The 12,648-nt window shown below is 66.1% G+C and carries 9 protein-coding genes and 2 tRNA genes; 3 read left to right on the top strand and 8 right to left on the bottom strand.

Translation table 11 applies throughout. From position 1 onward, the window contains the following. Nucleotides 1–242 precede the first annotated feature (242 nt). The 6 genes from AC0KUR_RS23700 to tig form a co-directional block, all read right to left on the bottom strand. Nucleotides 243–319, bottom strand: a tRNA-Asp gene (locus tag AC0KUR_RS23700). A 23-nt stretch (nucleotides 320–342) separates the two neighbouring features. Further along, a tRNA-Val gene (locus tag AC0KUR_RS23695) sits at nucleotides 343–418 on the bottom strand. 205 nt (nucleotides 419–623) lie between these two features. Beyond that, nucleotides 624–3,047 (bottom strand): endopeptidase La, encoded by a 2,424-nt coding sequence (lon, locus tag AC0KUR_RS23690; protein WP_012328699.1) that lies wholly within the window; start codon nucleotides 3,045–3,047, stop codon nucleotides 624–626. 197 nt (nucleotides 3,048–3,244) lie between these two features. Then, entirely contained in the window at nucleotides 3,245–4,516 is a 1,272-nt protein-coding gene (clpX, locus tag AC0KUR_RS23685) for an ATP-dependent Clp protease ATP-binding subunit ClpX (protein WP_006489345.1), read from the bottom strand. A 164-nt stretch (nucleotides 4,517–4,680) separates the two neighbouring features. Beyond that, the gene (gene clpP / locus AC0KUR_RS23680) at nucleotides 4,681–5,334 is read right to left on the bottom strand and encodes an ATP-dependent Clp endopeptidase proteolytic subunit ClpP (protein ID WP_010092137.1); all 654 of its coding nucleotides are present in this window, start codon (nucleotides 5,332–5,334) and stop codon (nucleotides 4,681–4,683) included. A 140-nt stretch (nucleotides 5,335–5,474) separates the two neighbouring features. Further along, entirely contained in the window at nucleotides 5,475–6,821 is a 1,347-nt protein-coding gene (tig, locus tag AC0KUR_RS23675; protein ID WP_034188768.1) for a trigger factor, read from the bottom strand. A 387-nt stretch (nucleotides 6,822–7,208) separates the two neighbouring features. Between tig and AC0KUR_RS23670 the strand changes: the two genes are divergently transcribed. After that, the gene (locus tag AC0KUR_RS23670; protein WP_124608916.1) at nucleotides 7,209–8,354 is read left to right on the top strand and encodes a glycerate kinase; all 1,146 of its coding nucleotides are present in this window, start codon (nucleotides 7,209–7,211) and stop codon (nucleotides 8,352–8,354) included. Between the two features lie 62 nt (nucleotides 8,355–8,416). Next, the gene (locus AC0KUR_RS23665; protein ID WP_034188770.1) at nucleotides 8,417–8,866 is read left to right on the top strand and encodes a MarR family winged helix-turn-helix transcriptional regulator; all 450 of its coding nucleotides are present in this window, start codon (nucleotides 8,417–8,419) and stop codon (nucleotides 8,864–8,866) included. A gap of 170 nt (nucleotides 8,867–9,036) precedes the next feature. Here the strand turns inward: AC0KUR_RS23665 and AC0KUR_RS23660 are convergent, their stop codons facing one another. Then, nucleotides 9,037–10,035: a 2-dehydropantoate 2-reductase gene (locus AC0KUR_RS23660; RefSeq protein ID WP_059561755.1), complete on the bottom strand. Its 999-nt coding sequence runs from the start codon at nucleotides 10,033–10,035 to the stop codon at nucleotides 9,037–9,039. 106 nt (nucleotides 10,036–10,141) lie between these two features. Then, nucleotides 10,142–11,287, bottom strand: a complete 1,146-nt coding sequence (locus AC0KUR_RS23655) for a helix-turn-helix transcriptional regulator (protein WP_034188772.1) — start codon at nucleotides 11,285–11,287, stop codon at nucleotides 10,142–10,144. A gap of 302 nt (nucleotides 11,288–11,589) precedes the next feature. On the opposite strand from AC0KUR_RS23655, the gene AC0KUR_RS23650 reads away from it, so the two are divergent. Then, the gene (locus AC0KUR_RS23650) at nucleotides 11,590–12,636 is read left to right on the top strand and encodes a porin (protein ID WP_034188774.1); all 1,047 of its coding nucleotides are present in this window, start codon (nucleotides 11,590–11,592) and stop codon (nucleotides 12,634–12,636) included. Nucleotides 12,637–12,648 lie beyond the last annotated feature (12 nt).

Genomic DNA, 12,648 nt, shown 5'->3' with positions numbered 1-12,648 from the left:
CCTCCCCGCGCGAGCCGGAAAACCGGCACCTCTGCGCCGAGAACCATGAAAAACCCGCGATCGCGTTCGAGCCGTCGCGGGTTTTTCGTTCCGGCGTTTCCTGTCGTATTGTTTGCTGCCACTCCGCTCGCCGGGCATCGCAAGGCCGAGCCTCGCCGGCGATCATCCCCGCAGTCACGCACCGCACACGAATCGAACGCACAAACAACAATGCCCGCACGAGGCGGGCATGGTTGTTTGTTTGGCGGAGCGGACGGGACTCGAACCCGCGACCCCCGGCGTGACAGGCCGGTATTCTAACCGACTGAACTACCGCTCCTTGGTCTGGCTGAATCGGGAAACTGGTGGGTGCTGAGGGGTTCGAACCCCCGACCTACGCCTTGTAAGGGCGCCGCTCTACCAGCTGAGCTAAGCACCCGTTTCCGATTCGTTCTGACTGCGATCTGCGTTTCCGCATCAACAATCAGCGAGCCCGCAAGTTTAATTCATCCCCGATCATTTTGCCAAGCCTGAACGTGAATTTTTTTAAACGCCCGCACATGCGTTTGGGATGCCCATAAAAAAACCCGCGGACACGCCGCGGGTTTCGTGAGCCACCGTCAGCAACGACGGCGCTCAGGGTCTCAGTGCTTGACGACTTCCGTCGAGCCGGCATCCTTCGCCGCCTCGCCGACCGGTGCTGCCGCCTTCGCTTCTTCTTCCGGCGGCAGCGGCGTCGGCGAACGCTCGAGCGCGAGTTCCAGCACCTTGTCGATCCAGCGGACCGGCACGATCTCGATCGCGTTCTTCACGTTGTCCGGAATGTCCGCGAGATCCTTCACGTTCTCTTCCGGAATCAGCACGAGCTTGATGCCGCCGCGATGCGCGGCCAGCAGCTTTTCCTTCAGCCCGCCGATCGGCAGCACTTCGCCACGCAACGTGATTTCGCCCGTCATCGCGACATCGGCACGCACGGGGATACCCGTCAGCACCGACACCAGCGCGGTCGTCATCGCACCGCCTGCGGACGGACCGTCCTTCGGCGTCGCGCCTTCCGGCACGTGAATGTGAATGTCCTGCTTCTCGAACGCTTCGTCCTTGATGCCCAGACGCCGCGAACGCGAGCGCACGACCGAACGCGCAGCCTCGACCGACTCCTTCATCACGTCGCCGAGCGAACCCGTGCGGATCACGTTGCCCTTGCCCGGCATCACCGCGGCTTCGATCGTCAGCAGATCGCCGCCGACTTCCGTCCACGCGAGGCCGGTAACCTGACCGACCTGGTTTTCCTTCGCCGCGAGGCCGAAGTCGTACTTGCGCACGCCGAGGAATGTGTCGAGGTTCTCGCCGTCGACCTTGATCGCGCCCGATGCCTTCTTCAGCAACAGCATCTTCACGACCTTGCGGCAGATCTTCGACACTTCCCGCTCGAGCGAACGCACACCGGCTTCACGCGTGTAGTAGCGGATGATGTCGCGGATCGCCTGCTCGGTGACCTCGATCTCGCCGTCCTTCAGCCCGTTGTTCTTCTTCTGCTTCGGCAGCAGGTAACGCTGGGCGATGCTGACCTTCTCGTCTTCCGTGTAGCCCGACAGACGAATCACTTCCATCCGGTCGAGCAGCGGCGGCGGGATGTTCAGCGAGTTCGACGTCGCGACGAACATCACGTCCGACAGGTCGAAGTCGACTTCGATGTAGTGGTCGGCGAACGTGTGGTTCTGTTCGGGATCGAGCACTTCGAGCAGCGCCGACGACGGATCGCCGCGGAAATCCATGCCCATCTTGTCGACTTCGTCGAGCAGGAAGAGCGGATTGCGCACGCCGACCTTCGCGAGGCTTTGCAGGATCTTGCCCGGCATCGAACCGATGTACGTCCGGCGGTGACCGCGGATCTCGGCCTCGTCACGCACGCCGCCGAGCGCCATCCGGACGAACTTGCGGTTCGTCGCACGGGCGATCGACTGGCCGAGCGAGGTCTTGCCGACACCCGGAGGCCCGACGAGGCACAGGATCGGCGCCTTGACCTTGTCGACGCGCTGTTGCACCGCGAGGTACTCGAGGATCCGTTCCTTCACCTTCTCGAGGCCGAAGTGATCCTCGTCGAGCACCTGCTCGGCGTTCGACAGGTCGTTGTTGACCTTGCTCTTCTTGCGCCACGGCAAGCCGATCAGCGTGTCGATGTAGTTGCGCACGACGGTCGCTTCCGCCGACATCGGCGACATCAGCTTCAGCTTCTTCAGCTCGGCATCGGCCTTTTTCTTCGCTTCCTTCGGCATGCGCGCGGCGTTGATGCGCTTCTCGAGTTCCTCGAGATCCGCCCCTTCCTCGCCTTCGCCGAGTTCCTTCTGGATCGCCTTGACCTGCTCGTTCAGGTAGTACTCGCGCTGGCTCTTTTCCATCTGGCGCTTCACGCGCCCGCGGATGCGCTTTTCGACCTGCAGGATGTCGATCTCGGCTTCGAGTTGCGCGAGCAGGTGCTCGAGGCGCTCGATGACCGGGAACATTTCGAGGATGTGCTGCTTCTGGTCGAGCTTCAGCGGCAGGCGCTCGGCGATCATGTCCGCGAGGCGGCCTGCTTCGTCGATACCCGACAGCGACGTGAGGATCTCCGGCGGGATCTTCTTGTTCAGCTTCACGTACTGGTCGAACTGCGACACGATCGCGCGACGCAGCGCTTCCGTTTCGGCGCTGTCCGCGTGATCGGGCTCGAGCGGCATCACGTCGCAGGAGAACTGCGTCTCCTGTTCTTCGATCGACAACGCCTTCGCGCGCTGCAGGCCCTCGACGAGCACCTTCACGGTGCCGTCCGGCAGCTTCAGCATCTGCAGGATGTTGGCGATACAACCGACCTCGTACATGTCCTTTTCGGTCGGTTCGTCCTTGGCCGCGGTTTTCTGGGCGACGAGCATGATGTGCTTGCCGCCTTCCATCGCTGCTTCGAGGGCCTTGATCGATTTCGGCCGGCCCACGAAGAGCGGAATCACCATGTGCGGGAAAACGACGACATCCCGCAGCGGCAGCAGCGGGAGCGTGATGCGTTCCGGCGGAAGAAGTTGGGTGCCTGACATTTCATTTCCCCATGAGTGGAATCAATTGTTCGGTAATTGAGGCCGCCACAACGAATTGCAAGCCTTCAAGTGCGGGAAATATTCGGTAAGAAAGTAACCACCGCGTGTCGAGTCAGAGTTACCCACAAGATAAACGAAAAAAAGCCGCCCACGGTCTCATGAACGGCCTTTTTCGCTGAACATCGTCGGCAAGCCGGTCAGTTCGAACCCGCCACCTTCGGCGTGTCCTCGTAGATCAGCAAGGGCTTGCCGTCGCCATCGATGACGTTCTCGTCGATGATGACCTTGCTGACCCCTTTCATCGTCGGCAGCTCGTACATCACGTCGAGCAACGCCTGTTCGATGATCGAACGCAAACCGCGCGCGCCGGTCTTGCGGCGGATCGCCTTGCGGGCGACTGCCTGCAGCGCGCCCGGCCGGATTTCCAGCTCGACGCGCTCCATCGCGAACAGCTTGTGATACTGCTTGACGAGCGCATTCTTCGGCTCGACCAGGATCTTCATCAGCGCGGCTTCATCGAGCTTGCCGAGCGTCGCGACCACCGGCAGGCGGCCGATCAATTCGGGGATCAGACCGAATTTGATCAGGTCTTCCGGTTCCGTTTCGCGCAGCACCTCGCCCGCGTCGCGTTCCTGCTTGCTCTTGACCGTCGCGCCGAAGCCGATGCCGGTTTTCTCGGTGCGATCGGTGATCACCTTTTCGAGACCGTCGAACGCGCCGCCGCAGATGAACAGGATGTTGGTCGTGTCGACCTGGATGAAATCCTGGTTCGGGTGCTTGCGGCCGCCCTGCGGCGGCACCGACGCCATCGTGCCCTCGACGAGCTTCAGCAGCGCCTGCTGGACGCCCTCGCCCGACACGTCGCGCGTGATCGACGGGTTGTCCGACTTGCGGCTGATCTTGTCGATTTCGTCGATGTAGACGATCCCGCGCTGGGCCTTGTCGACCTCGTAGTTGCAGTTCTGCAACAGCTTCTGGATGATGTTCTCGACGTCCTCGCCGACGTAGCCGGCTTCGGTGAGCGTCGTCGCGTCGGCAATCACGAACGGCACGTTCAGCAACCGCGCGAGCGTCTGCGCGAGCAGCGTCTTGCCGGAGCCCGTCGGGCCGATCAGCAGGATGTTGCTCTTCGACAGCTCGACGTCGTCCTTCTTGTCGAGGTGCTTCAGGCGCTTGTAGTGGTTGTACACGGCCACGGCGAGGATCTTCTTCGCGCGCTCCTGGCCGATCACGTACTGATCGAGGATGTCGCGAATTTCCTGCGGGCTCGGCAGATCCGACCGCGACAGGCTGGCCTCGACGCCGGCGGCAGCCGCCTCGTCGCGAATGATCTCGTTGCAGAGGTCGATACATTCATCGCAGATGAACACCGACGGGCCCGCGATGAGTTTTTTCACCTCATGCTGGCTCTTCCCGCAAAACGAGCAATACAACAGCTTCTCGCTGTTCGAACCTTTTTTGTCCGCCATGAATGTAGAGCCTCCGGACAGGTAAATGACATGATACGCCGAATGCTCCGGACGCCGCGCCTAGGGCGCGACCGGAGCCGGCCGGATGCGCTTGCCGCAGATGCTCGGCGCGTGCGGAACATCGCCGGGGCGCCGCGCGAATCGGGGCGGCACCCCACTTAAGGTCACGGGCGCTTCAGCAGCACCTGATCGATCAGCCCGTACGCTTTCGCGTCTTCGCTCGACATGAAGTTATCACGGTCGGTGTCGCGCGCGATGCGCTCGACGTCCTGACCCGTGTGTTGCGCGAGCAGCTGGTTCAGCCGCTCCTTCAGGTAGAGGATTTCGCGGGCCTGGATCTCGATGTCGGACGCCTGGCCGCGCGCGCCGCCGAGCGGCTGGTGGATCATCACGCGCGAGTTCGGCAGCGCGAAGCGCTTGCCCTTCGCGCCCGACGCGAGCAGGAACGCGCCCATGCTGGCCGCGAGCCCCATGCACAGCGTCGACACGTCCGGCTTGATGAACTGCATCGTGTCGTAGATCGCCATGCCGGCCGACACCGACCCGCCCGGGCTGTTGATGTAGAGGCTGATGTCCTTGTCGGGATTCTCGCTCTCGAGGAACAGCAATTGCGCGACCACGAGATTGGCGGTCTGGTCGTTCACTTCGCCGACCATGAACACCAGGCGCTCCTTCAGGAGACGCGAGTAGATATCGTACGAACGCTCGCCGCGGCCGCTCGTTTCGACGACGATCGGCACCAGCCCCAGCGCTTGCGCCTCGAAACCCTGCGGCGCGTTCGAAGCAAGCATGTCCAGCAATTCAGCGCGAGTGATCATTCAATGAACCTTGTTCGAATGGAAAATTGAACGGAAGGAAGCCGCCCGCTCAATCGCCATATTAATGGCAACCGTGCGCTTGACGTAAAAACGGCGTGCGGGCCGTCGCTCCGACAGCCGGCACGCCGCTAGAGCAGCACTTACGCTTGCGCCGATGCGCTCGCGAGTGCCTCGAAGCTCACTTCCTTGTCCGTCACCTTCGCCTTGCCCAGCACGAAATCGACGACGTTGCTTTCAACGACGAACGCTTCCATCTCGGCGAGGCGCTGCTGGTTGGAATAATACCAGCGGACCACTTCCTTCGGGTCTTCGTAGCTCTTCGCGAACTCGTCGACTTCCGCGCGGATCTGTTCCGGCTTCGCTTCCAGGCCGTTTGCCTTCACGAGTTCGGCCAGCACGAGGCCCAGCTTCACGCGACGCTCGGCCTGCTCGGCGAACATTTCCGCCGGGATTGGCGCGTCCTTCGCGTTCGGCACGCCGCGCTGCGCCAGATCCTGGCGAGCCATTTCGACGAGGCGTTGCTGGTCCTGCTCGATCAGCGCCTTCGGCACCTCGAGTTCGGAGATCTTCAGCAGCGCGTCCATCACCTGGTTCTTGACGATCGACTGCGTGCGGCGCTTCGCTTCGCGCTCGAGGTTTTCCTTGATCTCGGCGCGCATCTTCGTGAGGTCGCCGTCTTCGATGCCGAGCGACTTCGCGAATTCGGCGTCGATTTCCGGCAGGTGCGGCCACTCGATCTTCTTCATCGTGACCGTGAACTGTGCCGTTTTGCCGGCGACGTCCTTACCGTGGTAATCCTCAGGGAACTTCAGGTCGAACGTGCGTTGTTCACCGACCTTCAGGCCCAGCGCCGCCGTTTCGAATTCCGGCAGCATCCGGCCTTCGCCGAGCACGAACGGGAAATCTTCGGCCGTGCCGCCCTGGAACGCGACGTCGTCGATCTTGCCGACGAAGTCGACCGTCACGCGGTCGCCGTTCTTCGCTGCGGTGTCCGCGCCGCCGTCGCCGTGCTCGCCGGCTTCGCCGCGGGCGTGGAAGTGCACGCGCTGCTTGCGCAGGATGTCCAGCGTGCGGTCGATTTCGGCGTCGCCGATCGACGTCGTCGAGCGCTCGACTTCAGCCGTCGCCAGATCGCCGATCTTCACTTCCGGGTAGACCTCGAACGTCGCGTCGAACGCGTATGCGTCCTCGGCCTGTTCCTGCTTCGGCTCGAAGCTCGGCTGGCCGGCGACGCGCAGGTTTTCCGCGCGGCTGATCGTGAAGAATTCCTGGCCGATCTTGTCGCTCAGCACTTCCGCCTCGACCTGACCCGCGTACTGTTGCGCGACCATCTTCAGCGGCACCTTGCCCGGGCGGAAACCCGGCATGCGCACGTTCTTCGCGAGTTTCTGGATACGGGCGTCGATTTCCTTCTGCACCGTGTCTTTCGGCAGGGAAATCGTCACGCGGCGTTCAAGCTTGCCGAGGTTCTCAACAACGTTAGCCATGGCTTCAATCGTCCTAAAATTATTCGAGCGAATCGGGTTTTCCTTGCCGTGCCTGCCTGCGGCCGCGGTGCGTCGCACGCGCTCGCCGCGCCGGAGCGCCACGCCATCCCTGCACGCGCCGGATGGCTAGCGCAAGCGGCTCGGAGCACGGCTTTGGCCGGAAGAATCGACTATTCTAGCAAACAATTTTCCTCGTACCGCCAGATCAGCACGTCGCACCTGCATCCCCGCCGGGCAGACAGCCCCTCGCACCGCAATGCGAGCGGATCGCGGCTATGCCGAACGCCGTATCCTCCCCAGCCCCGCCATCCTGTAAGCTCCGATGGAGCGTGACCCGCCATGACGGTCCCGCCATTCTTCACACCAATCACGCCTTCCGGAGACACCATGCCGCAACACCCGTCCGCGCCTGTCGTCGTCATCGCGCCCGATTCGTTCAAAGGTTCGCTTTCCGCCGAACAGGTCGCGGACGCGATCGCCACCGGCATCCGCCGCGCGCGGCCCGACGCGGTCGTGCGCTGCTGCCCGATGGCCGACGGCGGCGAAGGCACGCTCGACGCGATGCTGGCGGGCGGCGGCACGCGGCGCACGCTGCGGGTGGCCGGCGCGTCGCTCGCGGCACGCGACGCGGCGGTCGGCGTGATCGACGCGCGCACGGCGATCGTCGAGACGGCCGAGATCGTCGGCATTACCGACGCGGTCGGCATGAGCGTGCCGGTCGACGCGCGCAGCACGCGCGGAATGGGCGAGGCGATCCGCGCGCTGCTCGACGACGGCGTGCGCCGCTTCTTCGTCGCGCTCGGCGGCAGCAGCACCAACGACGCGGGCGCCGGCCTGCTCGCCGGCCTCGGCCTGCAGTGCTTCGACGCCGGCGGCCAGCCGGTCGAGCCCGTGCCGTCGCGGCTCGCGGATATCGCGCGCATCGACGCGTCGGCACTCGACCCGCGCCTGAAGGACACGGAATTCGTCGGCATGTCCGACGTCGACAACCCGCTGACGGGCGCGCACGGTGCGACCGCCGTGTTCGGCCCGCAAAAGGGTGTGACGCCCGAGCAGGTTGCGACCCTCGACGCCGCGCTCGCCCGCTTCGCCGACCTGCTCGAAACCGCGCTCGACCGCCGCGGCCGCGACCTGCCGGGCGCGGGCGCCGCGGGCGGCCTCGGTTTCGCGCTGCACATGCTCGGCGCGCGGTTCGAAGCGGGCGCCGAAGTCGTCGCGCGCCAGGTCGGACTCGACGCCGCGCTCGCCGGCGCCGACTGGCTGATCACCGGCGAAGGCCGCTCCGACGTGCAGACGCTGCACGGCAAGGCGCCGTTCATCGCGTGCCGTCACGCGCGGGCCGCCGGCGTGCCCGCATCGCTGCTGTCGGGCGCGATCGATCCGGCCGCGCTGCCGCGCCTCTCCGAGCATTTTTCCGGCTGCTTCTCGCCGGCTCCCGGGCCGATCACGCTCGACGTCGCGATCCGCGACGCGGCCAATCTGCTCGCGAACGAAGCGGAACAATTGACGCGCCTGAAATACGGTGCACACTGACCGTTGACCCGAGCGTGCGATACAGGAACAATCGGGCCCGCCCTTTTTCTTCAGGATTCGACATGAAAGGCCGTCAAGCCGGGCTCGATCAGTTTCTGACCTATCGCCTCCATGCGCTCACGAAGCGCTCCGACCGCGGGATCGGCGAGGTGTACCGGCACAAGCTCGACATCTCGCTGCCCGAGGCGCGCGTGATCGCCGCCGTCGGTGCGTTCGGTCCGTTCTCGATCATGGATCTCGCGCGTCACACCAATCTCGACAAGAGCCAGGCAAGCCGCGCAGCCGAGGCGCTGTTGCGCCAGGGCCTGCTCGAGCGCAGCGCGAGCGAGGAGGATGGCCGGATCGTGCTGATCGCGCTGACCGCCGACGGCCGCGCGCTGCACCGCAAGATCATGCCGATCGTGCGCAAGTGGAACGACGGCCTGCTGGCCTGCCTGTCCGACGGCGAACGCCAGACGTTCGAACGGCTGCTCGACAAGGTCGTCGCGCACGCCACCGAGCGGGACGACTGAGCCGAATCAGGAGCGCCGCGCCAGCCCTATTGATCCGACGAATTCGACGGGCCGCCCACGTTGCTTGACCGGCAACGCGGGTGGCCCGCTTTGCGTCATGCGGCGGGCGCGGCGAACGTCCCGCGCTTCGCCGCTGCCGTGCGGCGGCGCCTGGCGGCGCCCGGCACGCGCTAGAGCCCGCTGTTCGCCGCGCGCTGGCGCAACAGTCCGAGCACCGCGTCGCAGTACGGGGTCGGCACGCCAAGCTTGCGGCCGAGCTCCGGGAATACGCCGAGGATCGGCCCGATCTCGAGCGACCGTCCTGCCTCGACATCCTGCAGCATCGACGTCTTGAACGCACCGAGCTTGCGCGTGACCGCGATCCGCTCGGGCCCGCTCATCCCCGTGGACAGGCCGAGCTTCGCGCCGATCGCGGCCGCCTCCTCCATCATCCGCAGCGCGAGTGCCTGCGTGAACGGATCGTCGAGCAACTGCTCGGCCGTCGACCCGGTCAGCGCACTCAGCGGATTCATGTTCATGTTGCCCCACAGCTTCGTCCAGATCTCGGCCCGAATCGCGGGCGTCGACTCGACGTCGAAACCGCCCGCGGCAAGCGCCGCGGCAAACCGCGCCGTGGCCGCGGCGAGCCGCTGATCCGGCGCGCCGACGATCAGCCGGTTGCCGCGCCCGCGGCGCACGACGCCCGGCGCGTCGGTACTCGACGACAGATGCACGACGCAGCCGATCGCCTGCGCGGGCGGCAACGCGGCGGACACCGCGCCGGCCGGGTCGACCGCATCGAGCGGCACGCCGTCGAGCGAGCCCGCGAGCCCGTGCGTGAACCACCACGGCAACCCGTTCATCGCCGCGACGATCACGGTGTCGGGCCCGACCAGCGGCGCAATGCGCGCAGCCAGCGCCGGCAGCGCCTGCGCCTTCAGCGCGATCACCACGTAGTCCTGCACGCCGAGCGCATGCGCATCGTCGCTCGCCCGCACCGGCACCGACGCGGCATCGCCGCCTTCGTCGATCACGCGCACGCCGTGCGTGTTCAGCGCGTCGAGCGTCGCGCCGCGCGCGTATGCGCTCACGGTCATGCCGGCCCGCGACAGCGCGGCCGCGAGCAATCCGCCGATCGCACCGACACCGACCACCGCCGCGCGCACCGACCCTGAATTCGTGTCGTTCATGATGGAATTCCGTCTCCTGGGAGCTGACGAGCATAACGCTCAATGGTTGCGGGCACAACCATTCACACGGGAATGGGCCACACGCCCCCGCTCGCGCTCGTTCGCGTCAGCGCGGCACGCCGCCGGCATCGAGGGGCGCGTCGTCGGCCACGCCGCCCGTGGCGCCCAGCACGCCCGCGATCTGGCTCTTGTCGTGCATGCCGAGCTTGCGGTACGCGCAGCGCAGGTAGTGGCGCACGGTGGTCGGCGAAATGGCCATCTGTTGCGCGACCTCCTTGTGCGACCGCCCGGCGCCGTAATAGCGGATCGCCGCGAGCTCGCGCGGGCTCAGCCGGTCGAGCAGCGAGCGCGGCCGCGCTTCGATCTGGAACAGCCCCGCGACGGGCACGCACTGGATGCGCAGCGCGTCGCCGACGAAAGGCTGGCCCGACTGGCGCCGCAGGTGCGCGACGAGCGGCTCCGGCACGCGCGCGCCGGCCCAGGCCGGCCACTCGGTGCGCAGTACGTCGTCGAAACCGTGATCGGCATGGTGGAGCACCCCGAAGCTGTCGCACAGCGCGCGCGCCGCCGGCGCCGCCGTCTCGGCGCGCTCGCGCGTGAGCTGCGCGGCGCGATTGATCGTCAACGCGGCCGCGAGATGCGGAATCACCTCCTCGAAGCGACGCGCATCGTCGTCGCCGAACGGACGATTGAGCCCCTGCCGGTAAATCGACATGAACGTCGTCAGGCCGAAACGGCGATCGAGCGTGGATACGCACATCAGCTGCGCGAGCCCGTACTTCACGCACCAGTCGCGAAACCGTGCATCGAGCCCGGGCTCGACGACCGTGAGCCGCACCGCGCGACCAGGCGCGCCGTGCAGCGTGCGGTGCGCGAGCGGATCGCAATCGCGCACGCGCTTCCAGTCGATGAAGAACGCGTGCGGCAAACGGTACAGGAAGCTGTTGTGCATCACGGGGCCGGTCGGCGCGTGGGTCGCGACGCCGGTCCACGCGGCGTCGAACGGAATGAGCGCCTGCAGCAGCGCAAAGAACCGGCATTCGAATTCGCCGATGCCGGATTGCGCGGCCACGGCGTACAGGTCGAGCAGCATGAGGCCGAGTTCGCGCTGTGCCGCGTCGCCGCGCGTGACGCCGTCGAAATCGGCGCGCCGGGACGGCAACGGCGGCCACGCGAATTCGTCGAGCACGATGGCGGCCGGTACGTCGCGCAGCGCGTCGAGATCCTGCCCGATATCCGTCGTGATCCTCACCTTCCGCTCCCCTGCCCGATCGGGCTGCTGATGTGCGCAACGGCACCGGCCGATTATAGCCAGCGGCTTTTTTGGCGGGCCACGGCGCCGGAACGGGCGCCAGCCCCATCCATTTGAACGGTGCACGGCACGTTGCTGCTCCGCAGCACGCCGCTGCGCGGCTTCGCTCCGCGCCGACGCCGTGCACCGCGGGTTTTCCGCACCGTTCATCTGGACGACTGTTCGACGGTTTTCCCGCTGCGGACACTGCGTCGCGACCACACCAACGACACACCGATGCAGCACGGCATGGAGAACCCCACGTGACGAAATCCCGCTTCATCCGCACGGCGGCGGCCACCGCGACGCTTGCCGCGTGCAGTGCCGCCGCGCAGGCGCAGTCGGCCCTCACCCTGTACGGCGCGCTCGACGCCGGCGTGCAATACCTGACGCATGCCGACGGACGCCACTCGGCCGTGCAGTTGCAGAACTACGGCATCCTGCCTTCGCAGGTCGGGATCAAGGGCCACGAGGATCTCGGCGGCGGTTGGCGCGCGCTGTTCAAGCTCGAACAGGGCCTCAACGTCAACGACGGCACCGCGACCGCACCGGGCTACGCGTTCTTCCGCGGCGCGTACGTCGGCATCGCGGGGCCCGTCGGCACCGTCACGCTCGGCCGGCAGTTCAGCGTGCTGTTCGACAAGACGCTGTTCTACGACCCGCTCTGGTACGCGTCTTACAGCGGCCAGGGCGTGCTCGTGCCGATGCAGGCGAACTTCATCGACCATTCGGTGAAGTACCAGTCGCCGACGTTCGCGGGTGTCGACGTCGAGGCGCTCGCCGCGACGTCCGGCGTCGCCGGCAATACCCGCGCCGGACGCGTGCTCGAACTCGGCGGCCAGTACACGAGCAACGGGCTGTCGGTCAGCGCGGTGCTGCATCAGGCGCACGGCGACGTGTCGGCGGCCGACGACGCGTCCGCGCGGCGCCGCGAACTCGGTACGCTCGCCGCGCGTTATGCGTTCGCCACGCTGCCGCTCACCGTCTATGCGGGCGTCGAACGCCTGACCGGCGACCTCGATGCGGCGCGCACGATCGTCTGGGGCGGTGCGCGCTACCAGACGTCGAGCGGGATCGGCCTGAACGCGGGCGTCTACCACACCGATTCGCACACGCCCGCCATCGGCCACCCGACGCTGTTCATCGCGAGCACCACGTACGCGCTGTCGAAACGCACGGTCGCGTACGTGAACCTCGGCTACGCGCGCAACAGCGGCCAGAGCTCGCAAACCGTCTACGAGTACGACCCGACACCGCTCGCCGGCGCGTCGCAGTTCGGCGCGATGGTCGGCATGTACCACCTGTTCTGACTTCCCCCAACG

The organism is Burkholderia sp. YHN3-13 (assembly GCF_055810675.1).
This window is presented reverse-complemented; position numbering and strand designations above follow the sequence as displayed.